25 protein-coding genes, 2 tRNA genes and 1 riboswitch are annotated in these 23,307 nt (G+C 69.9%); of the genes, 17 read left to right on the top strand and 10 right to left on the bottom strand.

Annotation, left to right across the window (positions count from 1 at the left end; genetic code table 11):
- The first annotated feature begins 4 nt into the window (after positions 1 to 4).
- Positions 5 to 78, top strand: a tRNA-Arg gene (locus tag AB4078_RS06500).
- Positions 79 to 362: 284 nt separating this feature from the next.
- Here AB4078_RS06500 and AB4078_RS06495 read toward each other — a convergent pair.
- The 3 genes from AB4078_RS06495 to AB4078_RS06485 form a co-directional block, all read right to left on the bottom strand.
- Positions 363 to 707 (bottom strand): histone-like nucleoid-structuring protein Lsr2, encoded by a 345-nt coding sequence (locus AB4078_RS06495; RefSeq protein WP_441976434.1) that lies wholly within the window; start codon positions 705 to 707, stop codon positions 363 to 365.
- A 54-nt stretch (positions 708 to 761) separates the two neighbouring features.
- A complete protein-coding gene (locus tag AB4078_RS06490) occupies positions 762 to 1,088 on the bottom strand; it encodes a DMT family transporter (RefSeq protein ID WP_440733724.1) in 327 nt (108 codons plus the stop codon).
- A gap of 12 nt (positions 1,089 to 1,100) precedes the next feature.
- A riboswitch (guanidine-III (ykkC-III) riboswitch) is annotated at positions 1,101 to 1,165 on the bottom strand.
- A gap of 46 nt (positions 1,166 to 1,211) precedes the next feature.
- Positions 1,212 to 2,066, bottom strand: coding sequence for a LuxR C-terminal-related transcriptional regulator (locus tag AB4078_RS06485; protein ID WP_440733723.1), 855 nt, complete (start codon positions 2,064 to 2,066; stop codon positions 1,212 to 1,214).
- A gap of 115 nt (positions 2,067 to 2,181) precedes the next feature.
- Between AB4078_RS06485 and AB4078_RS06480 the strand changes: the two genes are divergently transcribed.
- Positions 2,182 to 2,529: a DUF485 domain-containing protein gene (locus AB4078_RS06480; protein ID WP_441976433.1), complete on the top strand. Its 348-nt coding sequence runs from the start codon at positions 2,182 to 2,184 to the stop codon at positions 2,527 to 2,529.
- Positions 2,526 to 4,157 carry a solute symporter family protein gene (locus AB4078_RS06475; protein ID WP_441976432.1) on the top strand — a complete coding sequence of 544 codons (1,632 nt, stop codon included), beginning with the start codon at positions 2,526 to 2,528 and terminating at the stop codon, positions 4,155 to 4,157. The genes AB4078_RS06480 and AB4078_RS06475 overlap by 4 nt, the downstream gene beginning before the upstream one ends.
- A gap of 80 nt (positions 4,158 to 4,237) precedes the next feature.
- Here AB4078_RS06475 and AB4078_RS06470 read toward each other — a convergent pair whose 3' ends face one another.
- Entirely contained in the window at positions 4,238 to 4,795 is a 558-nt protein-coding gene (locus tag AB4078_RS06470; RefSeq protein ID WP_441976431.1) for a methylated-DNA--[protein]-cysteine S-methyltransferase, read from the bottom strand.
- A 200-nt stretch (positions 4,796 to 4,995) separates the two neighbouring features.
- On the opposite strand from AB4078_RS06470, the gene AB4078_RS06465 reads away from it, so the two are divergent.
- Both AB4078_RS06465 and AB4078_RS06460 read left to right on the top strand, forming a co-directional pair.
- The gene (locus AB4078_RS06465; RefSeq protein ID WP_441976430.1) at positions 4,996 to 8,655 is read left to right on the top strand and encodes an AAA family ATPase; all 3,660 of its coding nucleotides are present in this window, start codon (positions 4,996 to 4,998) and stop codon (positions 8,653 to 8,655) included.
- Positions 8,648 to 8,872: a hypothetical protein gene (locus tag AB4078_RS06460; protein WP_441976429.1), complete on the top strand. Its 225-nt coding sequence runs from the start codon at positions 8,648 to 8,650 to the stop codon at positions 8,870 to 8,872. The genes AB4078_RS06465 and AB4078_RS06460 overlap by 8 nt, the downstream gene beginning before the upstream one ends.
- Positions 8,873 to 8,942: 70 nt before the next feature.
- On the opposite strand, the gene mscL is transcribed toward AB4078_RS06460, so the two are convergent.
- Genes mscL through AB4078_RS06445 form a run of 3 tightly spaced genes read right to left on the bottom strand, consistent with a single transcriptional unit; the run spans position 8,943 to position 10,274 of the window.
- Positions 8,943 to 9,350 carry a large conductance mechanosensitive channel protein MscL gene (mscL, locus tag AB4078_RS06455; protein ID WP_441976428.1) on the bottom strand — a complete coding sequence of 136 codons (408 nt, stop codon included), beginning with the start codon at positions 9,348 to 9,350 and terminating at the stop codon, positions 8,943 to 8,945.
- A 28-nt stretch (positions 9,351 to 9,378) separates the two neighbouring features.
- The gene (locus tag AB4078_RS06450) at positions 9,379 to 9,654 is read right to left on the bottom strand and encodes an FmdB family zinc ribbon protein (RefSeq protein WP_441976427.1); all 276 of its coding nucleotides are present in this window, start codon (positions 9,652 to 9,654) and stop codon (positions 9,379 to 9,381) included.
- Between the two features lie 29 nt (positions 9,655 to 9,683).
- Positions 9,684 to 10,274 (bottom strand): 5-formyltetrahydrofolate cyclo-ligase, encoded by a 591-nt coding sequence (locus AB4078_RS06445; protein ID WP_441976426.1) that lies wholly within the window; start codon positions 10,272 to 10,274, stop codon positions 9,684 to 9,686.
- A gap of 74 nt (positions 10,275 to 10,348) precedes the next feature.
- Here AB4078_RS06445 and galU point away from each other — a divergent pair, with 74 nt between their 5' ends.
- Positions 10,349 to 11,245: a UTP--glucose-1-phosphate uridylyltransferase GalU gene (gene galU / locus AB4078_RS06440; protein WP_440733714.1), complete on the top strand. Its 897-nt coding sequence runs from the start codon at positions 10,349 to 10,351 to the stop codon at positions 11,243 to 11,245.
- Positions 11,246 to 11,270: 25 nt separating this feature from the next.
- Positions 11,271 to 11,948 (top strand): GNAT family N-acetyltransferase, encoded by a 678-nt coding sequence (locus AB4078_RS06435; protein WP_441976454.1) that lies wholly within the window; start codon positions 11,271 to 11,273, stop codon positions 11,946 to 11,948.
- 23 nt (positions 11,949 to 11,971) lie between these two features.
- On the opposite strand, the gene AB4078_RS06430 is transcribed toward AB4078_RS06435, so the two are convergent.
- Complete coding sequence (locus AB4078_RS06430; RefSeq protein WP_441976425.1) at positions 11,972 to 13,378, bottom strand: MFS transporter; 1,407 nt, start codon at positions 13,376 to 13,378, stop codon at positions 11,972 to 11,974.
- Positions 13,379 to 13,471: 93 nt separating this feature from the next.
- Between AB4078_RS06430 and AB4078_RS06425 the strand changes: the two genes are divergently transcribed.
- The 10 genes from AB4078_RS06425 to AB4078_RS06380 all read left to right on the top strand — a co-directional run bounded on the left by AB4078_RS06425 (position 13,472) and on the right by AB4078_RS06380 (position 20,423).
- The gene (locus tag AB4078_RS06425; RefSeq protein ID WP_441976424.1) at positions 13,472 to 14,341 is read left to right on the top strand and encodes a hypothetical protein; all 870 of its coding nucleotides are present in this window, start codon (positions 13,472 to 13,474) and stop codon (positions 14,339 to 14,341) included.
- An 86-nt stretch (positions 14,342 to 14,427) separates the two neighbouring features.
- Positions 14,428 to 14,500, top strand: a tRNA-Ala gene (locus tag AB4078_RS06420).
- 212 nt (positions 14,501 to 14,712) lie between these two features.
- On the top strand, positions 14,713 to 15,264 hold the full coding sequence (locus tag AB4078_RS06415; protein WP_441976423.1) for a hypothetical protein: 552 nt from the start codon (positions 14,713 to 14,715) through the stop codon (positions 15,262 to 15,264).
- A 10-nt stretch (positions 15,265 to 15,274) separates the two neighbouring features.
- On the top strand, positions 15,275 to 15,868 hold the full coding sequence (locus AB4078_RS06410; protein WP_441976422.1) for a TetR/AcrR family transcriptional regulator: 594 nt from the start codon (positions 15,275 to 15,277) through the stop codon (positions 15,866 to 15,868).
- Positions 15,869 to 15,998: 130 nt separating this feature from the next.
- Complete coding sequence (locus AB4078_RS06405; RefSeq protein WP_441976421.1) at positions 15,999 to 16,994, top strand: formylglycine-generating enzyme family protein; 996 nt, start codon at positions 15,999 to 16,001, stop codon at positions 16,992 to 16,994.
- Positions 16,991 to 17,353 carry a YidH family protein gene (locus tag AB4078_RS06400; RefSeq protein WP_233311440.1) on the top strand — a complete coding sequence of 121 codons (363 nt, stop codon included), beginning with the start codon at positions 16,991 to 16,993 and terminating at the stop codon, positions 17,351 to 17,353. Before AB4078_RS06405 ends, AB4078_RS06400 begins: the two co-directional genes overlap by 4 nt.
- Complete coding sequence (locus AB4078_RS06395) at positions 17,350 to 17,691, top strand: YidH family protein (RefSeq protein WP_292718501.1); 342 nt, start codon at positions 17,350 to 17,352, stop codon at positions 17,689 to 17,691. Before AB4078_RS06400 ends, AB4078_RS06395 begins: the two co-directional genes overlap by 4 nt.
- Positions 17,692 to 17,727: 36 nt before the next feature.
- On the top strand, positions 17,728 to 18,330 hold the full coding sequence (locus AB4078_RS06390) for a DUF308 domain-containing protein (protein WP_441976420.1): 603 nt from the start codon (positions 17,728 to 17,730) through the stop codon (positions 18,328 to 18,330).
- Between the two features lie 22 nt (positions 18,331 to 18,352).
- On the top strand, positions 18,353 to 19,021 hold the full coding sequence (locus AB4078_RS06385; RefSeq protein WP_441976419.1) for a histidine phosphatase family protein: 669 nt from the start codon (positions 18,353 to 18,355) through the stop codon (positions 19,019 to 19,021).
- A gap of 52 nt (positions 19,022 to 19,073) precedes the next feature.
- The gene (locus AB4078_RS06380) at positions 19,074 to 20,423 is read left to right on the top strand and encodes a DUF222 domain-containing protein (protein ID WP_441976418.1); all 1,350 of its coding nucleotides are present in this window, start codon (positions 19,074 to 19,076) and stop codon (positions 20,421 to 20,423) included.
- 75 nt (positions 20,424 to 20,498) lie between these two features.
- Here AB4078_RS06380 and AB4078_RS06375 read toward each other — a convergent pair whose 3' ends face one another.
- Together AB4078_RS06375 and AB4078_RS06370 are read right to left on the bottom strand one after the other, a co-directional pair.
- On the bottom strand, positions 20,499 to 21,023 hold the full coding sequence (locus AB4078_RS06375; RefSeq protein WP_441976417.1) for an FHA domain-containing protein: 525 nt from the start codon (positions 21,021 to 21,023) through the stop codon (positions 20,499 to 20,501).
- Between the two features lie 239 nt (positions 21,024 to 21,262).
- The gene (locus AB4078_RS06370) at positions 21,263 to 23,305 is read right to left on the bottom strand and encodes a primary-amine oxidase (protein WP_441976416.1); all 2,043 of its coding nucleotides are present in this window, start codon (positions 23,303 to 23,305) and stop codon (positions 21,263 to 21,265) included.
- Between the last annotated feature and the right edge of the window lie 2 nt (positions 23,306 to 23,307).

Here is a 23,307-nt window from a genome sequence, read left to right as displayed (position 1 = left end):
GCGCGCCTTCGTAGCTCAGTCGGATAGAGCAGCCCTCTCCTAAAGGGCAGGTCGCAGGTTCGAATCCTGTCGGGGGCACGAGCGAGAGGGAGACCGCCCGAAGGGTGGTCTCCCTCTCGCTCTACACCGCCCGAAAGGCGAGGCTCCGTTCGCCAGGAGGCTCCGCGCGCCGACCTGTCTCGAAAACGCTGGACGGCCCCAGGTTCTTGTCGGCGCGTGGAGGGGCGAATGGAGATGCGGGGGCACAACTGATGGAGATGCGGGGGCACACGCGACCCGATCTCGACCCCCCGCCACCTCGCCGCACAGGTGAGAAAGGGACCGCCCAGACGGGCGGTCCCTTTCCGTTTCGGGTCCTGCGGTCAGTTCGCGGCGCGATAGGCCTCGATCACGTCTGCCGGGATCCGGCCGCGCTCGGAGAGCTTGTAGCCGTTGTCACCGGCCCAGGCGCGGATCGACGCGGTCTCAGGGTTGCGATTCGGGCGCTTGGCTGCTGCAGCCGGCCGTCCCGTCGCAGCGCGCTGCGTGCGCCGGCCTGCGGAGAGGTAGGGGGCGAGTGCCGCACGCAGGTCTGCGGCGTGGGCGCTGGTCAGATCGATCTCATAGGCGGATCCGTCGAGCGAGAAATGAACGGTCTCGCCTTCGCCCACTTCGAGAACGGAACCGTCGATATCGTCGACGAGCTGATGAACGATTTTGCGTGCCATGGCGACAAACCTAGTTGCAGGAATTGCCGGCGGCAATGATTGGAATGCGGAATGTCATGCGTGTCCCTGATCGATCAGTTTCAATCCGACAATGCACCCGACCAGCCCGAGGATCAGCAGGATACGAAGCCAGGACACCTCGGAATCGCCGGTGATCATCGCCCAGACGACGGTGAGCGAGGCGCCGATGCCGACCCATACCGCATAGGCGGTGGCCGTCGGGATCTCCCGCATCGCCCACCCCAGCCCGAACATCGATGCGGCGAGGCCGATCACGAAGATGACACTCGGCCACAGTTTCGTGAAACCCTCGGATTTCCCCAGCGCGGTGGCCCATACGGCCTCGAACATTCCGGAGATGATGAGCACGAACCACGCCACGGCGGGCCTCCTTGAGAGCCAGTCTTTTCGCTGTCCGGGTACTGGCCCGCCTCGTCCGGGTGCGCATTGCGCGATTCCGAGCATAGCCGCACACCCTGGGCAGGAGCAGGGCAGCGCAGAGGGTCAGGGGATCAGTCCGTCCCGCCGCGCCCGGGCGACGGCGGCGTGGCGGGTCGGGGCGTCGAGCTTGGCCATCGCGGTGCCCAGGTACGCCTTCACCGTGGACTCGCGCAGTCCCAGCTCACCTGCGACCTGCGCGTTGGTCTGACCGAGGGCTGCGCAGCTCAGCACGTCGAGCTCGCGCGGGGACAGGTGCACCTCGGCGGCGCGCGACCGTGGCGCAGGCGCGGAGAGTGCGAGCAGGCGGTGCTCGAGATCACCGAGGCGTTCGCGCACCGCCGGGTCCGGCACGAGGGCGGCGACGGCGCGCAGCTCGGCGAAACTCTCGCGCAGTTCTTCGCGCTGTGCGGGGCTCAACGAGGGCGGGGGAGCCGGCGTGCTCATGGAGCGCAGCCGCCGCTCCACCTCTTCGCGGATGCGCAGTTCGCCGGCGAGCGCGTCCGCGATCTGCATCGCCGGGGCGGTGGTGATTCCGCCGGCCGGAGATTCCTCCCAGGTCCCGGCGTACAGCACGCCACGCGGCCGTCCGGACACGATCACGGGGATCGCGAGCAGCGTGCGCAGACCTTCGCCCAGCACGAAGCCGTCGTAGTCGTGGGTGATCTGCCGCGAGGCGCCGTAGTCGTGGGTCATCCGAGGACGAAGTTCGGTCATGGCCCGTCCCCCGAGACCGCGCTGCGGCTGCACCCTGAGGCCCTCGAGGCTGCGGGTGCGGGAGCCGACGATCGCGGTGACCGGAACCTCACCGCTGTCGAGCAGGCCGCCGAAGGCGACCGGGAATCGGGTGCGCCGGATCAGGTCGCGCACGGCCTGCGCGACCAGATCCGCATCGGATCCGACTGTCTCGAACGAGTTCACCGACTACCAACTTCCGGGGGTGCCCGCCCCGTCTGGTCGTTTCGTAGCGTCGACGTTATCACTCCGGCGCGCATCGGGGCTCGCCGGAGAAATCGATATGAGGCGAGGAGGCCCCATGTCCGAAACCACTGATGCGCACACATCCGATGCCATCGACTATCAGCAGGTGCAGGAATCGGAACCGTTCCGCAGGTTGCGCCGCGAGCATCGATCCTTCGTGTTCCCGCTCGCAGTGCTGTTCCTGGTCTGGTATTTCGTGTATGTCCTGCTCGCGGCATTCGCTCCGCATTTCATGGCGCAGCCGGTGTGGGGAGACATCACCGTCGGGCTGCTGTTCGGTCTCGGCCAGTTCGTGACGACATTCGCGATCACGATGGGCTTTGTCGCATTCGCGAACCGGAAGCTGGATCCGCAATCCGCGAGCATTCGCGAGACGCTGGAGAAGACGGAGGCGGGGGCATGATCGTCATTCATTCCGCCGCCGGCTCCACGCTCGAGCAGAGCAATCCGGTGCTGAACATCTCCGTCTTCCTCGCGTTCGTCGCCGTGACGCTGTTCATCGTGATCAGGGCGAGCCGGAACAACAAGACCGCAGCGGACTACTACGCGGCCGGTCGCAGTTTCACCGGCCCGCAGAACGGTTTCGCGATCGCCGGCGACTACCTCTCCGCGGCGTCCTTCCTGGGCATCTGCGGCGCGATCGCCGTGAACGGGTACGACGGGTTCCTCTACTCGATCGGGTTCCTCGTCGCCTGGCTCGTGGCGTTGCTGCTGGTGGCCGAGCTGATGCGCAACACCGGGAAGTTCACGATGGCCGACGTGCTCTCGTTCCGGCTCAGGCAGCGGCCGGTGCGGATGGCGGCGGCGCTCACGACCCTCGCGGTGTGCTTCTTCTACCTGCTCGCGCAGATGGCGGGCGCCGGCGGCCTGGTCTCGCTGCTGCTCGGCATCAGCGACAAGCTCGGGCAATCGCTCATCATCGCGGTGGTCGGCGTGCTGATGATCGTGTACGTGCTGATCGGCGGGATGAAGGGGACGACCTGGGTGCAGATCGTCAAGGCGGGTCTGCTGATCGCCGGCGCGGTCGCGATGACCGTCTGGGTGCTCGCACTGAACGGCTTCTCCCTGAACACCCTCCTGGAGAGCGCGGTGGCGGCATCCGCCTCGGACCCGAAGGACGCGATCCTCGGCCCGGGACTGAAGTACGGTGCCAATCCCTGGGACTTCATCTCCCTCGCGCTCGCCTTGGTGCTGGGCACCGCCGGGCTTCCACATGTGCTGATGCGCTTCTACACGGTGCCCACGGCGAAGGAGGCTCGTCGCTCCGTGGTGTGGGCCATCTGGCTGATCGGCATCTTCTACCTGCTCACCCTGGTGCTCGGGTACGGCGCCGGCGCACTGGTCGGACCTCAGTCGATCATGGCGGCGCCGGGCGGCGTGAACTCCGCGGCGCCGCTGCTCGCGCTCCATCTCGGCGGTCCCGTGCTGATGGGCTTCATCTCGGCGGTGGCGTTCGCGACCATCCTCGCGGTGGTGGCGGGGCTCACGATCACGGCGGCCGCGTCGTTCGCGCACGACATCTACGCGAACGTGGTGAAACGCGGCAGGAACGGCGACGGCCAGGCGGATCCGAACGGCGAGGTTCGCGTGGCGCGCCGTACCGTGATCGTGATCGGCGTGCTCGCGATCCTCGGCGGCATCGGAGCACAGGGGCAGAACATCGCCTTCCTCGTGGCGCTGGCGTTCGCTGTGGCCGCCTCGGCGAACCTGCCGACGATCCTGTACTCGCTGTTCTGGAAGCGCTTCACCACGCAGGGCGCGGTATGGAGCATGTACGGGGGCTTGGCGGCGGCGATCATCCTGATCGTGCTGTCGCCGGTGTTCTCCGGCAAACCCACCTCGTTCCTGCCGGGCGTGAACTTCGCCGTCTGGCCACTGGAGAACCCGGGGATCCTGTCGATCCCGCTCGGATTCCTGCTGGGCTGGCTCGGATCCGTACTGGACCGGGGCTCGGAGGATCGGCGGCTCGCCGCCGAGATGGAGGTGCGCTCGCTCACCGGCTACGGCGCGGAGAAGGCGGTGGAGCACTGAGCCGCCCGCACTGACGAAGGGGTGCGCGCACCCGCGCGCCCGCCGCGCATCCCGCCCGGATGCGCGTCCGCCCCGGCGGCCTACACGCCGGGGCGGACGTCGACCGCGGTGCGGCCTCGGGCGGCCGCATCCGCCTCCAGGTCCAGCAGGTACCGCTTGCGCTCGGGATGCGCCCCGTACTGGCCGGGCGAGCCGTCGGCACGCACCACGCGGTGCACGGGCACGACGATCGAGAAGGGGGTGTTCCGGCACGCGGTGCCCACCGCGCGAGCGGCGCCGGGACTGCCGGCCATTGCCGCGACCTCGCCGTAGCTCGCGGACTCGCCCCAGGGAATCTCGGACACGGCCTGCAGGGCGGCGCGGGTGAAGCCGTTCACGCGCCGCCAGTCCAGGGCGAGCTCCTGATCGAAGCGGATCGGCTCTCCGTCGAAGTACGCGTGCAGCAGTGCGTCGACCTCGGCGCCCGCGCCCGGATCCGGTTCCGGCAGCGCATGCAGCATCCGTGCGGTCGCCTCCAGCGCCCAGGGCGAGCCGCGGTGCATCCCCTCCGGCAGGTCGAAGGCCACCAGCCCCTCGTCGGAGAAGACGAGCAGCGCGTCCCCGAACGGGGTGTCGGCGAAGTCGTAGCGGTAGGTCATGCACCCATCCTCGGTCACCGCCGGCGCCGACGGAGGCCGAGAGGCGCAATCGGTGGGGAACATCGGGAAAAGGCCCGCTGTGGAGGGAGAAAGCACCTGAATCCGGCGAAACCCAGCGGATCTGACGGTTCTGCCCATGCGGCACGCCTAGTCTTTGTCGTGTGTGGCGACGTGACGGGAAGAACGCGGAGGACAAGTCCGTGACGCCCAGCGACGTCGACGTGGCGGAGCCGGGCGTACAGGTGGTGCATGCCGCCACGGTCGAGCGCGCCCGTCTCAGGGCGGAGGCCGCGGAGCTCGGCGGGCCGTCGCCGCTTACTGCCTACCGCGACGTCGCCGGCGGCGGAATCGACATCTCGCGGGCGCATCCCGGGAGCCTTCCCCAGTTCATCACCGGCCGCTCCACGCTGCTCTCGAACCTGTTCCGCGACGAGGTGGGGCTGCGCAACGCCCGTCTGGCTGCCGACCGCATCACCGCGAAGAACACCGAGCTGCGCACTGTGCGAGGCCTCGACGCCGTGCACCTCGCGGTCGGGCTGTGCACCTGGCGGATCGGCGGCGTCGACTACGCCGCCCCGATGCTGCTGCGTCCGCTGGCGATCCGACGGCACTACGCCGACTACGAGCTGAAGCTGCACGGGCAGTTCTTCCTCAACCCGGAGCTGGTGCGCATCGCCCGCGACCACTTCGGGATCACGATCGACGACGCCCGGCTCGCCGCCCTGGCGTATCAGAACGGCGTGTTCGCACCGCAGCCCGCCATCGACATGCTCCGTGCGGCGACCTCGTCCGTCGACACGTTCTCCGTGCAGCCGCGCATGGTCGTCTCCACCTTCGCCGATGTCGGCACCGCGATGGCCCGCGACGCCCACGACCTCGACCACCCCGTGCTCAATGCGCTGGCCGGGCACGCGGCCGATCGCGAGCGGGTCACCGCACCCGGTCCGACCCCCTCCGCCGCCGGTCCGGACGACCGGGCACCGGCCTCCGACAACCTGCTCCTCGACGCGGACAACGAGCAGGAGCAGGTGCTGGCGCGCATCGCGGCCGGGCACTCGCTCACGGTGTCGACGCTGCCGGGGACCGGCGGGACGCAGACCGTGATCAACGCGATCGGCGAGCTGGTGCGCGCGGGCAAGCGCGTGCTCGTCGTCTCGCCGCGACGCTCGACGCTCGACGGCGTGCGGCACCGCTTGAGCGGGATCGGGCTGGACGGATTCGCCGTGTCGCCCGCCTCCGTGCGCCGGGACCTGGTGCGCGCGATCGGACGCAACGAGAAGGCGGCCCCGCCCAAGCTCGCCGAGATCGACGACGCCCTGCTCCGGCTGCGCACGGTGCTGCGCGACTACCGCCGCGCGCTGACCGAGAAGGATCCGGCGCTGGGCGCCAGCGTGCTCGACGCCACCCGCATGCTTACCCGGCTCGCGCTGCTGCCGACGCCGCCGTCCACCACCGCGCGGCTCGGTCGGCCGGCGCTGCAGAACCTCGCGGAGGACCGCACGCATGCCGCCGAGGCCCTTGCGCAGGCCGCGCGGCTGGGCGAGTTCCGGTTCGGGCCCGACGACTCGCCCTGGTACGGCGTCGTCTTCGCCTCCTCCGATGAGGCGCACCGCGTGCACGCGCTCGCCGAGCGGCTGCATGCGCGCACCGTGCCGGATCTGCTCGAGCAGGGCTACGAGCTGGTCGCCCAGACGCGCATGCGCCCGTTCGCGACGATCTCCGAGCTCGGCGAGTACCTGCGGCTGCTGCAGGGGATCCGCGACTCGCTCGACCGTTTCACCCCGGCCGTGTTCGAGCGTCCGCTCGGGGAGCTCATCAAGGCTCACGGCAACCGTCGGGAGAGCGCTGCGCTGACCGGTGCGAACCGTCGCCGGCTGCGCCAGCTCGCCAAGGAGTACGTGCGACCCGGTGCGCACGTGGGCGACATGCACGAGGCGCTCACGCGTATCCAGAGCCAGCGCACCGAATGGCAGCGCTATGTCGACGCCGGCGTCGCCCCCGAGGTGCCGCTCGGGCTCGCCGACGTCTCCGTGGCCTGGCGCGACGTCGACGCGCAGCTCGCCGAACTCGACGCGGCGCTGGGACGTCGCGAGCCGCTCGCGACACTGCCCGTCGCGCGCCTGCTGCGCACGCTCGCCGGTCTCGCGGCGAAGTCCGACGTCTTCGAGAACCTCATCGAGCGCGCCCGGATCCGAGACGAACTGGCACGTCTCGGGCTCGAACCGCTGCTGATCGACCTGTCCACCAGGCACCTCTCCGAGGACCGCGTGGGCGCCGAGCTGGAGTACGCCTGGTGGCAGTCGCTGCTCGAGCAGGCGCTGCGGCAGAACCGCTCGCTGCTGGGCGCGAACACCTCCGTCGTGGATCAGCTCGAGCGCGACTTCCGTCTCGTCGACGAGGCGCACGCCGGCGCCGCAGGTCCCCTGCTCGCCTGGCAGCTGAGCGGCCAGTGGCGGATCTCGATCGTGGACGAAGCCGCAGAGGCCCAGAATCTGCGTCACGGGCTCACTCAGCACCGCACCACGGTCGCCGAGCTGGTGGCTGCGGCGCCCACGCTCATGCGCGTGCTCGCGCCCGTCTGGATCGCCTCGCCCTATCAGGTGCCGGATCTGCCCGACTCGATCGAGTTCGACACGGTGATCCTGGTCGACGCCGCCGCGATCAACCTGGCCGAGGCGACGCCGGCCATCCGTCGCGCCCGCCAGATCGTCGCGTTCGGCGACCCGGTGCTGCAGAAGCCGACCCCGTTCCAGGTCGCCACGATGCCCGCGGAGGACCGCGAGGAGGAGGAGCCGTTCGACGAGACGTCGGTGTTCGAGCGCCTCTCCGAACTGCTGCCCGTGGTCACGCTGACCCGCAGCTACCGCGCCGGCGGCGAGGATCTCGCCTCGCTCATCAACGACGCGTTCTACGGCGGCGAGATCGTGTCACTGCCGTGGGCAGGCTCCTATCTCGGACGCGGATCCCTGACGGTCGACTACGTGGAGGGCGGCGTCGGCATCCCGCACCCGGAGACCGGTGCGATGGAGAGCCCCGAGGCCGAGGTCGCGCGCGTCGTGACGCTCGTGGTGGAGCACGCGGTGCACCGCCCGACCGAGTCGCTCATGGTCGTCACCGCGAGCCGCCGGCATGCCGAGCGGGTCTTCGCGGCCGTGTCCGTCGCCTTCGCGGGGCGCAGCGACGTGGCGGAGTTCGTCGGAAGGGACACGCAGGAGCCCTTCATCGTGCTGACGCTCGAGGAGGCGGCGGCGGAGAGCCGCGACCGCGTGATCTTCTCCCTCGGTTACGGCGTCACCAAGCACGGCCGTGTGCTCAGCGACTTCGGCGACCTGTCCTCGCCCGACGGCGACCGCCTGCTCACGATCGGCATGACCAGGGCGCGCCGGTCGATGGTGATCGTCTCATCGATCCGGCCATCCTCGTTCGACGAGGGCCGCCTCGATCACGGTGCCGCGACACTCATGTCGATCCTCGGGGACCTCGCCGGCCACGCCCGCGAGGAGCGCTCGGAGGACCAGGCGGATCCGCTCACGCTCGCCCTCGCCAGAGAACTGCGGCGCATCGGGGTCTCGGTCGACGTGGACTACCGCGGACTGCTGCCCCTCGTGGCGCAGCACGCCGGCAAGGCGGTTGTGATCGAACCGGATCCGGAATCGCGTCCCGAGTCGCTCCGGGAGACGCTGCGGCTGCGCCCGCAGGTGCTGCGACGCCTCGGCTGGCACTACATCCGCGTGCACGCCTTCGACCTGTACAGCGATCCCGCCGGCGTCGCACGCCGCATCGGCGAGGTGCTGGGGGTGCCGCTCGACGCGCCGCGCGTGGACGGCGACACCCAGCCGCTCGATGTCGACGATGCCTGACGGGGAGCCTGCTGCGTCGTCGGAGGCGGGTTCGGACGGATCCGGATCCCGGCAGAGCATCGTGCGCGTGCGCGGTTCACGACGTGCGAAGCTGACACCGGCGCCTGGCACGCACGCCGAGCCGGATGAGCGCGACCGCGATTCCGGAGCGACGGCACAGGGCGCTTCGGGGCCGAACGACGCCGCCCTGCGCCGCGAGGTGCCGCCGCACTACTGACATCGGCGGCCCGCAGACGACGACGCCCCCGGTCACCACGAGGGCGCGGGGGCATCGAGGTTGGATCCGGTCAGGCCGACTTCTGCTTCTCGAGCAGGTCGCGGATCTGGATGAGCAGAACCTGCTCGCTGGGCAGCTCCTCGGGCGCCTCGACGACGCCCGCCTTCGCGGCCTGGCGCTCCTTGTACTTGTTCATCGGCATGACGAGGAACAAGTAGACGACGAGTGCCACGGCGACGAAGTTGATGATCGCGGCGATGATGGCGCCGATGCCGAAGTGCGCATCGGCGAAGACGCCGGGGATCGTGATCGTCCACTTGGCGAGATCACCCGACGGGACGAGAGCTCCGATCAACGGGTTGATGAAACTCTCGACGATGGTGTTGATGATCGCGGTGAACGCGGCACCTATGACGACTGCGACAGCGAGGTCGATGACGTTCCCGCGTGTGATGAATTCCTTGAACCCCTTGATCATGCTTCTTTCTCTCCCCTGAAGTTCGGCCTCAGGATCCCGAGGCCGGTGCGGAGGCGGGCGCAGGTTTGGCGCTCGCCGTCGATTCCGTCTTCGATGATGCCCCCGCCGAAGAGGAAACCCCAGATCCCGCGCGGGAGTCGGTGCGATAGAAGCCCGAGCCGTTGAAGGTCACGCCGATCGTTCCGTACTCCTTGCGCAGTCGCCCCTGACACTCGGGGCACTCGGTGAGGGCGCTGTCGGAGAAGGACTGGACGGCGTCGAAGCGGTGCCCGCAGACGGTGCAGGCATAGGAGTAAGTGGGCATGGGGCCTCGCAGGTCTCGGTTCGGGAAGGTCAGGTCAGGGGGAAGACGACGGTGCGCAGCGGCGTGACCGCGCCGGTGACCGGCTGGTCGTGCACGTCGTGCGGCACCTCGTCGAGGATCTCGGAGTCGTAGACCACGGCGTAGACGGGCGGGCACTTCTGCATCGAGCCGAGCGTGCGGTCGAAGTAACCGCGCCCCCAGCCCATGCGCATTCCCGTGCGATCGACGGCTGCCGCCGGGATGAGCAGCAGATCCACCTCATCCAGCGCCATCGGGTTGAGGATCTCGCCGGTGGGCTCGGGCAGTCCGTGCAAGCCCGTCGTGATCTCCTCCTCGGAGCCCGCCACCGCCCAGTCGAGCAGGCCGTCCTCGCGGGTGATCGGCAGCAGCACGCGGATGCCGCGGGCGAGCGCCTCGCGGATGAAGGTGCGCGTGCCGGGCTCGGTGGTGGTCGAGAGGAAGCAGGAGATCGAGCGCGCGCCAGTCGCGGCGATCAGCTCGTCGAGGCGTGCCCTGAGTGCGGTCTCGGCTGCGGCGCGCTGCTGATCCGACAGCAGGCCGCGGCGCTCGCGCAGATCGGCGCGCAGCGCGCGTTTCGCATGATCGATCTCGCCGGGCATGGCCCTGATTCTACCGGGGGTCCGCGCGTGTCGGCTGAGGGCCGGATCTATGCCCGCGCCCGTAAGCTGAGCAGATGACGAAGGCACGCATCAAGGCCGTGATCCCCGCGGCCGGCCTGGGCACGCGCTTCCTGCCCGCCACGAAGGCGATGCCCAAGGAGATGCTGCCCGTCGTCGACAAGCCCGCGATCCAGTACGTGGTCGAAGAGGCCGTGGCCGCGGGCATCGACGACATCCTCGTGATCATCGGCCGGAACAAGAACGCGATCTCGAACCATTTCGACTCCGTGCCGGAGCTCGAGGGCAAGCTGACGCAGAAGGGCGACCACAGCCGCCTCGCCCGCGTCGTCGCGTCCAGCGACATGGCGGACATCCACTATCTGCGCCAGGGTGAGCCCAAGGGCCTCGGGCATGCGGTGCTGCGCGCGCGCACGCATGTGGGTGACAGCTCGTTCGCGGTGCTGCTCGGCGACGACCTCATGGACGAGCGCGATCCGCTGCTGACGGCGATGATCGCCGAGCACGAGCGCACGGGCGCGGCCGTGATCGCGCTCATGGAGGTGGATCTCGACCAGATCCACCTGTACGGCACGGCGGCGGTGGACGGAACTCCGGACGGCGCCGCCGACGAGATCCGGCACGTGACCGGATTGGTCGAGAAGCCCGCTCGTGATGAGGCGCCATCGAATCTCGCCGTGATCGGCCGCTACGTGCTGCCCGCCTCGATCTTCGAGATCCTCGAGCGCACGCCGCCCGGGAAGGGCGGGGAGATCCAGCTCACGGACGCGCTGCAGGAGCTCGCTGCGGATCCGGACGGGCCCGGCGTGCACGGCGTGATCTTCCGCGGGCGCCGCTATGACACGGGCGATCGCCTGGAGTACATCAAGGCGATCGTGCAGCTCGCCGCCGATCGCGACGACCTCGGGCCGGACCTGCGGGTCTGGCTCAAGGAGTTCGCTGAGAGGATCTGAGCGGATCGTGGACGTCTCGGCGCCGATGCGGCACGGACCGGTCGAGCTTCGCCTCATCCGGACCAAGGACGCGCGCCCGCTGCAGCATGAGCTGGTCACCAACCGGCGCTGGCTGCAGCCGTGGGAGGCGACGCTGCCCGGCCTGCAGACCGGCATCGACATGCGGGTGAGCATCCGGCGGCTGCTGCAGCAGTACCGGGACGGCAGCGGCTATCCGTTCGTGATGGAGTACGACGGGAAGATCGCCGGTCAGCTCAACATCTGGGGCGTCATGCGCGGATCCCTGTGCTCCGCGACGATCGGCTACTGGGTTAGTGAGCGCTTCGCGGGGCACGGGATCACCCCTGCTGCTGTCGCGATGGCGACCGACCTGGCGTTCACCGATTTGGGGCTGCACCGGATCGAGATCTGCCTGCGGCCGGAGAACCGGCCGAGCCTGCGCGTCGTGCAGAAGCTCGGCTTCCGCTATGAGGGTATGCGCCGCCGATTCATCCACATCGACGGAGACTGGCGCGACCACCTCGCGTTCTCGCTCGTGCGCGAGGACGTGCCGGAGGGCGTGCTGAACCGCTGGGCGTCGGGGCGCGTCCCCGCGGAATGGGCGGCCGTGCCGGCGTCGGATCTGCCCTCGACCGGCGTGCAGGGCGACGCCGACGTGCAGGGCGATGTCGGGCTGCACGGGGAGGCGGGCGTCCAGGGCTGAGCGCGGCCCGCCCGTGAGGCGGCTCAGCCCTCGGCAGGCTCGGTGACGGCCTCCGGGACGGGGCGGCGGATCCCGATCCACGACACGACCCCGCCGACCGCGAACAGGGCGGCGGTGACCCAGGTGGCGCTGTGGAAGCCCGCCAGGTTCAGCGTTCCGCCCACGATCGTGGAGATCATCGCGACCACGAGCAGGCCCGCCACGCGGGAGACCGCGTTGTTCACCGCCGAGGCGATGCCGGAGCGGCTCTCCTCGATCGATCCGAGGATCGCCGAGGTGAGCGGGGCGACGGTCAGCGACAGGCCGATGCCGAGCACGGTCATCGCCGGCAGCACCTGCCACCAGTAGTCGAAGTCCTCGGAGACGAGGAGAAGCAGCAGAGCACCCGCGGCCATGACCAGCGGACCGCCCGCCATGAACAGCCGCGGCCCGAGCCGCCCGGCGAGCCGACCGACGCGCGAGCTGAGCAGGATCATCAGGATCGTGATCGGCAGACTGGCAAGGCCCGCCTCGGTCGCCTTGAGCCCGGCGCCCTGCTGCAGGTAGACGCCGATCACGAAACCGTTCAGGGACAGGGCCGCGTACACGAAGAGGGTGGACAGGTTGCCCCACGCGAAGTTGCGCACCCGGAACAGGGACAGCGGCATCAGCGGGTGCGGGCGGCGCTGGCGCAGCAGGAAGATCGCCAGCAGAGCCGCTCCGCCGACGGCGGTGATCAGGATCACGGGGGAGCCCCACCCCTGATGCGGCTGCTCGATGAGCGCGTAGACCACGCCGCCGAGCCCGATGGCGCAGAGCGCCCCACTGAGCCAGTCCACCTGCGCGGTGCGCTCGTGCTCCGGCAGATGGAGCCGGCGCAGCAGCAGGAGCGTGACGGTGATCGGAAGCACGTTGATGAGGAACACGAAGCGCCAGGAGAGCAGATCCACGAACAGCCCGCCGAGCAGCGGTCCGACCAGCTGTGCGGCGGTCGTGAAGGCGGTCCAGACCCCGATCGCCCTGGACTGCACCTCGCCGCGCATCACGGCCGTGATCAGTGCAAGCGAGCTCGGTACGAGCAGGGCGCCGGCGGCGCCCTGTGCGGCACGGGCGATGATGAGCACCAGGGGAGTGGGCGCGGCCGCGACGGCGATCGAGGCGACCCCGAACGCGATCAGTCCGATCCTCATCACGAGCACCCGACCATAGGCGTCGGAGACGGATCCGGCGAGCAGGATCAGGGCGCTGAGCGTGATCAGGTAGGCGTCCACCGCCCACTGCTGGGTGGTGATGCCGCCGCCCAGCTCGCGGCTGATCGCGGGGAGGGCGACCGTGACGACGGTGCCGTCGAGGAACGTGACGAATGATGCGAGGACAGCGACGGCGATGACGAGTCGCTGCAGAGGGGTGAACGAGGCCACGAGCCCGACCCTACTCGCCGGTGCGGACATCGGGGCCGGTCGAGGGCCTGCGCCGGCTCGGCGTGGGGTCGGCGTGCGCGTGTCGGCGCGGTCACGGGCGGGCCGTCGCATACCGTGGAGGGCATGAACGGGCCGGTGCTGAGCGGGGGCGTGATCGTCCTGGTCGCGGCGCTGCTGTGGCTGCTCTACTTCCTGCCGTCGTGGCGGGGGCAGCATCAGTACGACGCCGCCGAGCGCAACGCGCTGCGGCTGAACCGCGCCCTGCGCGTGCTCGCCGAGACCAGCGAGGCGCCGCGCGAAGTGCAGCTCGAGCTGAACGCCCGCACGGCTCTCGCGCAGCAGAGGCTGGCGAAGAAGCTGCAGACAGACCGGGAGCAGGCCGATCTGCAGCGGCTGCGCGAGCAGCTCGCCTCCACGCGCGCCGATCCCGCCTTCCTGCGCGCCCGCGCTCGCCGTCGTACTCGCCTCGTCGCCACGGTGATGTTCGTCCTCGCGCTCGCCGCGTCCGGCCTGGGCGTGTGGCAGTTGGTGACCGGCGCATCATCGATCCTGCTCTGGACCGGCGGTGCTGTCGCGGTGCTCGCCTTGCTGATGCTGCAGCGTATGGCGGCGGTCGCCCATCGCGCGGCCCGCCGTGCCGCGCGCGTCGTGACGGCACCTGCGGTGGAGGAGTCGCCCGCGCGCGAGAGCGAGCTGCACGATCAGGGCCCGCGCATCTGGACGCCTCGCACGCTGCCCGAGCCGCTCACCTCCGTCGCCGGATCCCGGGCGCACGCGGCGCGTGCCACGATCGACGCCCAGACCCTTGCTCGTGAGGCCGCCCGCGCCGCCGAGCTGCAGCGCAAGGCCGATGAACTCGCCCCGCAGGCCCCCGTGGAGCTGCCCGCGCCCACGGCTGCACAGGAGTCGCCGTACACGCGGATGGGCTACGTCGACGACGCCGAGATCGAGGCGCACGTGCGTCAGCTGCTCGCCCAGCGCGCCGCGGGCTGAGCGCGAGCCGACACGCCCGGCGGGTGCTGCAGACGCCGCCGATGACGAGCGCTTCCCCGTGCCCGTGCTAGGCTGATCTGGTTCACGGGCCCATGGCGCAGTTGGTAGCGCGCCTCGTTCGCATCGAGGAGGTCAGGGGTTCAAATCCCCTTGGGTCCACCGGAACAGAAAGCCCCGAGCAGTCGCTCGGGGCTTTCGTCGTCCTCGGCTGATGATTCCTGGGGCGACATCCGAGGCCCCGGGTCTCCTCGATGTCGAGTCATTCCGGCCCGCCGTCGTCGGCCGCCTCGCGGCTGCTCCTTCGTCGCGCCCTTCCCCTTTTGTTGATACAGTCGTGCTAACAAAGTTCGAGCGGGGAAGGGCGGTGTGACATGATCCTGGCATTTGTCGTGGTGTGCGAGGTCGCGTTCTGGGTGGCGATCGTCGCCGGGCTCGTCGCCCGATACGTGCTGCGCCGGCCCCGCCTCGGCGCAGGATTCCTGATCGCGGGGCCGATGATCGATGTGGTTCTCCTCTTCCTGGTCGCGTCCGACCTGCTCCGTGGCGGGACCGCGTCCTGGGAGCACGGCCTGGCGGCGGTCTACATCGGCTTCTCGATCGCGTTCGGGCGTCCGCTCATCGCCTGGGCCGACATCCGTTTCGCGCATCGCTTCGCGGGCGGGCCTCGCCCGGTCGCGCTCGCTGGGTCGGCGTATGCGAAGAAGTGCTGGAAGGATCTGCTGCGCACCCTGCTGATGGCCGCGATCGCATCGGCGATCGTCGCGATCCTCGTCCTGCTGGTCGGTGACGCAGAGCGAACGGAGGGTCTGCTCGCCGGCTTCCGCATCGTCGGAATCGTGCTGGTCGTCGACCTCCTATGGGCCGTGAGCTACACGATCTGGCCGAAGAAGCCCGCGCCGCGACCGCAGCAGGTCCGTCCCTAGACTGGCGATCATGCCCCGACTCATCGATGCGGACGAGCGCACCGCCCAGATCGCGGCCGCGTCGATGAGAGTGCTCGAGCGGGACGGTCTCGCCGGGCTTTCGGTGCGCGGTGTCGCGGAGGAGGCCGGGATCGCGACCGCGTCATTGCGCCGCGCCTTCCCCACCCAGCACGCACTGCGCGAACACTGCCTTCGCCTGATCGAGGAGCGAGCTTCCGGGCGGATCGCAGCGGCGTCGCAGCATCTGAATGCGCGTCACCTTGTCGAAGACGTGCTCTCGCAGCTTCTGCCGCTGGACAGCGAACGGCGCACCGAGCTCATCGCGCAGGTGCAGCTCGGTGTCCTCGCCCTGACGGATGCGCAGCTGCGGCCCACCGCGATCCGGCTCAACGAGGCCGTCGGCCGTGTCTGCAGTTCGATGATCCTGCACCTCCAGGGGGCAGGAGGACTCGGCGCGGGCCGCGACCCCGAGTACGAGGCGCTGCGTCTCAACGCGCTGCTCGACGGCATCGCCCTGCAGGCGCTGTGGCCTGACCGGCCACTGTCGGCGAAGGCCATGAGGGGCCTGCTCTCCCGACATCTCGACGAGCTCGCGCTGCCCTGACGGCGTTGCGCGGAGCCCCCGCGCTTCGTCGTCGGTGAATCGGCCAAGCGACAGGATCGAGCTGTGATCTTCAGGTCTCGCGGTGCGCGTGATGGCGCGCGAGCATGACGCGACAGAGGAAGATGGTCTCATGGGCGAATCGGCTTGCGGTCCCGACTGCGCCTGCGGCGTGCCGCCTCGCGACGTGCTGTCCGGCGGGCGCACGGCCCTTCCGCTGCTCGGCGCGCGGGAGGTACGCGGGGGAGACGCCGTCGGCCGGCATGCGATCGCGCAGGCGCGGATCCCCGCCGGCTCCTTCGTCATGGGCGACTCCTCGGGCGACGAGAACCGGGGCGACGGCGAGACGCCCCGGCATCGGGTCGCGCTCGAGGGCTTCGAGATCGACGCGACCACCGTCACGAACGCCGACTTCGCAGGCTTCGTCGAGGCGACCGGTTACCGCACCGAGGCGGAGACCTTCGGCTTCTCGGCGGTGTTCCACCTCGCGGTGAGCGCTCCCGATGACGACATCATGGGCCCCGCCGCCGGCACCCCGTGGTGGTACGGCGTGCGCGGCGCGGACTGGGCGCACCCCGGGGGATCCCGCTCGGATCTGGACGGGCTCGCCGACCACCCCGTCGTGCACGTGAGCTGGAACGACGCCGCGGCGTACTGCGCCTGGGCCGGCCGCCGGCTGCCCACCGAAGCCGAATGGGAGTACGCCGCCCGTGGCGGACTCGACGGGGCGAAGTACCCCTGGGGCGACGAGGAGCCGGACGACGGCGGATGGCGCACGAACATCTGGCAGGGCTCGTTCCCGCGCGAGAACACCCTCGACGACGGCTGGCTGACGACGGCTCCGGTGCGCGCCTTCGCCGCCAACGGCTACGGACTCTTTCAGCCGGTCGGCAACGTGTGGGAGTGGTGCGCGGACTGGTTCGACCCGCGCGCCTACGAGCGTTCCGCCGAGGCGGATCCGCGCGGCCCGTCGCTCGGCATGGCGCGCGTGCTGCGCGGCGGCAGCTACCTGTGCCACATCTCCTACTGCAACCGCTACCGCAACTCCGCGCGCAGCTCGAACACGCCCGACTCGTCGATGGGCAACGCCGGATTCCGCACCGTCTCGCTCCGAACGGAGAACGCATGAGCACCAGCCGCTTCCCCCGGCGCGTCTACGACCGCGGCGAGGAACCGGACGCCCGGTTCACGCTCGCGAACGAGCGCACGTTCCTGGCCTGGATCCGTACCTCGCTCGCGCTGCTCGCGGGCGGTGTCGCGCTCGAGGCCCTAGGCCTCGGCATGCACCCGGGATTCCGGCACGCGGCCTCGATCCTGCTCATCGTGGCGGGGCTGCTGACCCCCGTGCAGGCGTGGCTGGGCTGGATGCGCACCGAGCGCTCGCTGCGGGAGTCGACCCCGCTGGGCCCGCCGTGGATCGCGATCCCGCTCGTCCTCGTGGTCGTGGCGACCGGGATCCTCGTGCTGCTCGGGGTGCTGCTGGCGTGACCGGCGAACCGGAGCGGGTCTTCGACCCCGGCCTGCAACCCGAGCGCACCGCCCTGGCGTGGCGGCGCACGGCGCTCGCGCTCGCCGGAGGATCCGTGGTCATCATGCGGATCCTGCCGTCGGTGATCGGCGGGGCGGCGCTCGCGCTGGGCTTCGCGGGCCTCGCCCTCGCACTCGTGGTGCTGGTCGGCTCGCACCGGCGCTACCGGCGTCAGCACCGGGCGCTCACCTCGACCGAACCGGTCGTGCTGCGCTCCGGCTGGCCGGTCGCCGCGCTGACCGGCGCGACACTGCTCGTCGGAGTGCTCTGCCTGCTGTTCGTTCTGGGGAGGGGCTGACCCGGCCGGCGTGCCGCGCACCCGTACGATGTTCACGTGCCCGCCCTGCATGACCGCGCCTGGACCTTCCGAGAGCGCCTCGCTGCAAGACTGCGCGGGTTGCCGTGGTGGCTCGTGGTCGCTGCCGGTGCGGTCTCGCTGACCTCGGGCGTGCTGCTGCTGGTCGCCGAGGGGGACATCGTGCTGCGCCTGCGGCTGCTGATCGGACTCGGCTTCCTGATCTCGGGTGTCGACGATCTCAGCGCAGCGCTCACGCGCGACCGAGGCCGCGCGCTGAGCATCGTGAGCGGCCTGCTGGCTGTGGCAGGCGGCCTCGCGATGTGTGCAGGCGCGGTGCCTGCCGACGTCATCGTCCTGATCGCCGCGCTGGTCTACTTGTCCAGCGGTGTGTCGAAGGTGATGGCCGTCGTGCGTGCGGAGTCTGAGGCGCCACGCACCGAACTCCTGTTCGGCATGCTCGACCTGGCGCTCGCTGTGCTCTGCGTGTTCCTGCCGGCGTGGGGAGTCCGTGCGCTCACCGTGGTGCTGGGCGCGCGCAGCGTGATCGTCGGCGCGCGGATCATCCCGCTCGCCTGCACGCGGCTGCGCCGGGCTCAGCGTGACGCGAGGAAGCGGACGCTCGCCGACGGGGAGCGCTAGCGGAGGAGCGTACCTTTGCAGGGTGCAGAAACTCGCTACAGCCCTGGATCCGCTACCCGAACGCCCCGCGCCGGACAATCCGCAGGGCAAGCTCGTCCTGCTTCGCCATGGCGAGACCGAGTGGTCGCGCACCGGGCGCCACACGGGCCGCACCGACATCCCGCTCACTCCGCGCGGCGAGGAGCTGGCCCGACTGGCCGGGGCGCTCGTGACCGGATACGACTTCCGCCTCGTGCTGTCCTCTCCGCTGCAACGCGCGCGCCGCACCGCAGAGCTCGCGGGGCTGAAGGCCGACGTCGATCCGCTGCTCGTGGAATGGGACTACGGCGGCTATGAGGGGCGCACCACGAAGGACATCCGTGCCGAACTCGGCTACAACTGGAGCGCGTTCACGCACGGCGTGATCCGTGGCGAGACCCCCGGGGAGACCGTCGAGGAGGTCGCCGCACGGGCTTCGCGGGTGCTCACCCGGGTGCTGCCCGCGATGGTCGACGGCGACGTCGCGCTCATCGCGCACGGCCACTACCTGCGGATCCTGACCGCCGTGTTCCTGCGTCAGGCGCCGCGGTTCGGGGCCGCGATCACCCTGGACGCCGGATCCGTCTCGGTGCTCGGCTTCACCCGCGAGCAGCCCGCGATCCTGGCGTGGAACCACGGCCCGCAGCTGCCTCTGGTGCCCTCCGAGTCCTGAGAGAAGTTCGACGAGCCCTTCCCGTCTTCGAAGATATGTTCTAGAATGGGGTATGGCCATCATCGATCCCTACCTCGTCCGCAGTGAGGAGATCGTGGATCGGTGCCGTGAGATCGACCGTCGGATCGCCGCTCTCGAGGCGGAGAAGTCGGCCCTGCTCGGAGCGCGGGTGCAGCAGCTCCTCGACGAGGTCCCACCCGGCGCCGACGGCTTCGAGAGCGCTGAGCGGTCGATGTTCGCGGAGATCTCCGCGGGGCTGCACATCTCCCGGGCGGCGGCCGCAAGAGCGCTCAGCACGGGTTGGTCCTTGAACGATCGATTTCCCGCGACGAGGGCCGCGCTCGCTGCGGGAGAGATCTCCCTGCGGCACGCGGTCGTGATCGTCGCCGGAGCGTCGGCGATCGACATCGCGGACCACGAGGCCGCGGCCCGCTACGAGGAGCTGGTGGTGCCGTACGCAGCAGCGGAGACGGCGCCGCGCACGGAGGCCTTCGCGAAGTCGGCGGCGGCAGCGGTCGCCCCGGAGAGCACGACGGAGAGGCATCGCCGTGCCCGCGTTGATCGGCAGGTGCGGGTCACCGACGTCGACGACGGGATGGCCTGGTTGGAGATCCTGATGCCGTCGCCGCTCGCGCACGCTGCCCATGGCCGGCTGACGGCGATCGCCCGGCGGATCCGTACGACCGGGGCTGCCGAGGTCGGCGGTGCGTTCCACGGCCCGCACGCCCCGCAGGCCGGACGAGAACTCACCGACGACGATTGGCGACGGCTGGAGCTGTTCGCGTCGATGGCCGACGATCTCCAGGAGCCGGCCCGTGATACTCGATCTCTCGATGAGATTCGCGCAGACATCGCCACGGATCTGCTGCTCGCCTCCGACACCGATCTGATCAACGAGAGCGGAATCGAGAGCATCCGCGCCACGGTGCAGGTCACGATCGCTGCATCCACGCTGACCGGCGCCGACGATCGGCCGGCGGAGCTCGACGGACGCGGTCCGATCGATGTGGATCTCGCCCGGCGCCTCGCGGCGACGGCTGACGTGTGGGACCGGCTCTTCCTCGACGCTCGCGGGATGCTCACCCGCGCCGACACGTATGCCCCCACGGAGCGGATGCGACGATTCCTACGAGCCAGGGACCAGCGCTGCCGGTTCCCGGGGTGCCGGATGCCCGCCCGTTCCTGCGACATCGACCACAACCACGACCACGCCAAAGGCGGCCGCACCGATCTCGGCAACCTGTGCTGCCTGTGCCGGGGACATCATGCGCTGAAACATCCCGACGTCGACGACCGCTGGCGATGGCACGCCATCCAACAGCCCGGGGGCGTCATCGAATGGATCAGCCCCGACGGGCGCGCCTATGTCGACGAGCCCGCACCGCGCGTCCAGTTCGTCTGACCAGCCCCGGCGGCCCGGGATCGTCGCCCCCTCGCGGTGCTCTCATCCTGCTCACCGACGGGGATGCGTGGAGCATCAGTCGGCGACCCCGGGATCACCATTCTGCTCGAGCACCGGCGGTGACGGGGGAGCGGGGATCGCTCCGGTGTGCCCCTCGCTCTCGTAGTCCGGGCGCGGCGGCTGCCGCCGCTGGTGCGCGCCCTCGCCGCCGAGTCGTCCGCCGTAGGGGCGGCCATGGTCGGCGAACTCGTCGCGCACGAACACGAAACGCCAGTCGCCGGCGGTGAAACGCGCGCCGGTGTGCAGGGTCTCGACCGAGCGGCCCTCCTCCTCGGCGGCTTTCGCGATGTTCGCGCTGGTCTGACCGGGAGCGAGCATCTCGAGGTCGTAGTCGTCGTGGCCGTCATGGCGGATGATCGCGTGCACCGCGGCGATGCTCTCGAGGCGGATCTGGCAGTCCGCACCGGAACCGATCCGCGTCTCGTCCTCGGTGATCTCGTGCACCAGGTGGGTGTCTTCGCGAGTGATCAGCAGGTGAGGATGCCCTGCGCCCCAGTCCGCGTGCGTCGTGGTGCCGCGCTGCTGCTCCTGCGTGTTCATTTCGGACCTCCTTCGGGGAGTCCGGGCGGCGTGGATCATCGCTCCAAGACGCTCAGTGGGATGTCGCCACGGCCTCTCGCCTATCGCGATCGTAGCCCCGTCCGAGGCCTCCGGCGCCGGTTCCGGGAAACCCGTCGCTGCGACGTCCGGAGCGACCGCCGTCCCGCGGATCCGGGCCTGAAGAGAGCTTCAGAGACCGGATCCGCGGGGCCCTTCGACAGGCTCACGGACCGGAACGCTCAGCCGTGGTGATCGTGCCTGTGGCCTTCGTCGTGCGTGTGCGCTTCGCCGTGCGCATGCGTGTGCGCTTCGCCGTGCCCGTGACCGGCGCCGTGGTCGCAGTGGCACTCCCCGCCGCCGCAGGCGCACGCAGCGCCCTTGACCGAGCGAGGGGCGTCCAGCGAGGGATTGCGGTCGAAGAACCCGAACGGCTTGAGCCAGAACGAGATCGTGTCGGCCGGCATGATCGGCCAGTCCTCGGCACGGGTGATGTGGTGGATCCCGAAGTTGTACCAGAGCACCACGTCCTCGTCGACGAGGTTCTCGTCATCCGCGATCCATGCCGTCATGCCGTTGCCGAGGTCGTCGACGGCCTGCGTCGGGTAGTCGCCCGCGGGCCAGAACTGGTCGTCGTGGTGCCGCGTCACCCAGACCGTCTTGCCGATGACCGGGTTGCGCTTCAGGATCGGCGAGGACTCGTCGAACATCGCCGGGAAGGATGCCGAGGGCACGAGCTTGTAGGAGACGGGGGCGCCCCACGCGTTCAGCTTGTTCGGGTTCTGCACCTTCCACCCGCGCTGGCGCTCCCAGTTGAAGCTGCGACCCGCCTCCGCCTCGGAGCGGATGACCGTGGCCTGCGTGTTCAGGTCGAGGCCGAACGGGTTCGACTCCGAGATCGGCGCGGGCATCGAGTCGGACTCCACGACGGTATTGCCATCCCCGTCGATGTCCAGGTCGAGGCGGGCGATGAGGAAGTGCTGGTGGAACGGCGCGTAGGTGCGGGTGTCGATCGTCGTCCCCGTGGCCTTGCCGTCCTGCCCTTCCGCCATGGGCGTGGTCACCATGATGCCGGTGGCGCGCACCTCGCACTCGATGTTGCCGTCCTGGTAGAAGCGCCAGTACACGAGGTACTCGTAGTTGGCGACCGTGGCGTGCACTGACGCCACGAACCGGCGCTGCCGGCGCACCTCGGTGCCGGAGTCGGGATCCACGTGCTTCCACAGCACGGCGTTGTCCTCCTCGTGCAGGCAGATCGCGTTGGTGATCGTCCAGGGCTGGCCGGCGGTGTCCGGCAGCACCGCGTCCAGGTAGGTGATCTCGCCGAGACAGTCGCAGCCGAGCTCGAGCGAGGTGCACATGTATCCGAGGCCCCACTCGCCGATGTCGAACGCGGTGCGCCGGTAGTGGTCGAAGCTGGAGTCCCGGTAGGGCACGATCATCTCGGCGAAGGACATGCGGTACGCGATCTCGCGCCGGGTGCCCTGGTCGTCGAAGCCGACCTGGTAGATGACCGGCCCCTCGCGGTAGTTGAACCCGAGCCGGAAGTCCCAGTTCTGCCAGCGGATCCGGGATCCGTCGACGGTGAAGGACACGCCCTCGGGCTGCACGATCTGCAGTGGCTTGAGATCCTCGCGCGGTGTGATGCCGGCCAGTTCGGGCACGTATTCGCCGTGCACGTCGGGGAAGCCGTAGTCGTGGTGGTCCTCGATCTCGAGCACCTCGAGCGTGTTCATGTCGACGACGATCTTCAGCCCGCTCACGGGATGCGCGTACGGGTTGCCATCCGGCGTCGCACGCATCCACAGATCGACCCAGCCGAGGCGCCGGTCGCGCCACTGCTCGGGGAGCACGGCTCCGCCGTAGGTCCATACGTCGAACAGCACGAGGTCGACGTCGTCGATGCCGCGGGCCGCGAGCGCCGCGCGCACCTCGGGGTTCTCCTTCATCGCGTGATCGCAGTCGTGGTACTCGTCGATCGTGAAGTTGGGGGTGACGCCCGGCACGTGCTTCCACGACTCCACGGTGTCGTCCGTGAGGTTCACGACGGCCTCGTAGACCTCGTTGGTCTGCTTGCGCCAGAGCACCGAGAGCGAGCGCCGTACGATCGGATCCCCGTCGCGCCAGGCCTTCACCTCGGTCTTCGGCGGCTCCTTGAGGATGATCGAGGCGTACCGCCAGCCGGCATCGATGCCGTGCTCGCGGGCGAGAACGGCGGCGGTGGCGGAGAACTCCGCTCCGGTGAGCGAGTCCAGGGGGTGCGACGGCGTGGGCTGCTGCGACATAG

Source organism: Microbacterium sp. 2MCAF23 (genome assembly GCF_052115565.1).
In the GTDB taxonomy this organism is placed as follows: domain Bacteria; phylum Actinomycetota; class Actinomycetes; order Actinomycetales; family Microbacteriaceae; genus Microbacterium.
Note: the sequence above shows the minus strand (reverse complement) of the source record. Positions and strands in the feature narration are given on the sequence as shown.

Bases quoted from the DNA above. Each gene is read 5' to 3' on its own strand.
- AB4078_RS06495 (WP_441976434.1), bottom strand. From the start codon at position 707: ATGGCACGCAAAATCGTTCATCAGCTCGTCGACGATATCGACGGTTCC.
- AB4078_RS06480 (WP_441976433.1), top strand. From the start codon at position 2,182: ATGTCCGAAACCACTGATGCGCACACATCCGATGCCATCGACTATCAG.
- AB4078_RS06475 (WP_441976432.1), top strand. From the start codon at position 2,526: ATGATCGTCATTCATTCCGCCGCCGGCTCCACGCTCGAGCAGAGCAAT.
- AB4078_RS06470 (WP_441976431.1), bottom strand. From the start codon at position 4,795: ATGACCTACCGCTACGACTTCGCCGACACCCCGTTCGGGGACGCGCTG.
- AB4078_RS06460 (WP_441976429.1), top strand. From the start codon at position 8,648: ATGCCTGACGGGGAGCCTGCTGCGTCGTCGGAGGCGGGTTCGGACGGA.
- mscL (WP_441976428.1), bottom strand. From the start codon at position 9,350: ATGATCAAGGGGTTCAAGGAATTCATCACACGCGGGAACGTCATCGAC.
- AB4078_RS06450 (WP_441976427.1), bottom strand. From the start codon at position 9,654: ATGCCCACTTACTCCTATGCCTGCACCGTCTGCGGGCACCGCTTCGAC.
- AB4078_RS06445 (WP_441976426.1), bottom strand. From the start codon at position 10,274: ATGCCCGGCGAGATCGATCATGCGAAACGCGCGCTGCGCGCCGATCTG.
- galU (WP_440733714.1), top strand. From the start codon at position 10,349: ATGACGAAGGCACGCATCAAGGCCGTGATCCCCGCGGCCGGCCTGGGC.
- AB4078_RS06435 (WP_441976454.1), top strand. From the start codon at position 11,271: ATGCGGCACGGACCGGTCGAGCTTCGCCTCATCCGGACCAAGGACGCG.
- AB4078_RS06430 (WP_441976425.1), bottom strand. From the start codon at position 13,378: ATGTCCGCACCGGCGAGTAGGGTCGGGCTCGTGGCCTCGTTCACCCCT.
- AB4078_RS06425 (WP_441976424.1), top strand. From the start codon at position 13,472: ATGAACGGGCCGGTGCTGAGCGGGGGCGTGATCGTCCTGGTCGCGGCG.
- AB4078_RS06415 (WP_441976423.1), top strand. From the start codon at position 14,713: ATGATCCTGGCATTTGTCGTGGTGTGCGAGGTCGCGTTCTGGGTGGCG.
- AB4078_RS06410 (WP_441976422.1), top strand. From the start codon at position 15,275: ATGCCCCGACTCATCGATGCGGACGAGCGCACCGCCCAGATCGCGGCC.
- AB4078_RS06405 (WP_441976421.1), top strand. From the start codon at position 15,999: ATGGGCGAATCGGCTTGCGGTCCCGACTGCGCCTGCGGCGTGCCGCCT.
- AB4078_RS06400 (WP_233311440.1), top strand. From the start codon at position 16,991: ATGAGCACCAGCCGCTTCCCCCGGCGCGTCTACGACCGCGGCGAGGAA.
- AB4078_RS06380 (WP_441976418.1), top strand. From the start codon at position 19,074: ATGGCCATCATCGATCCCTACCTCGTCCGCAGTGAGGAGATCGTGGAT.
- AB4078_RS06375 (WP_441976417.1), bottom strand. From the start codon at position 21,023: ATGAACACGCAGGAGCAGCAGCGCGGCACCACGACGCACGCGGACTGG.
- AB4078_RS06370 (WP_441976416.1), bottom strand. From the start codon at position 23,305: ATGTCGCAGCAGCCCACGCCGTCGCACCCCCTGGACTCGCTCACCGGA.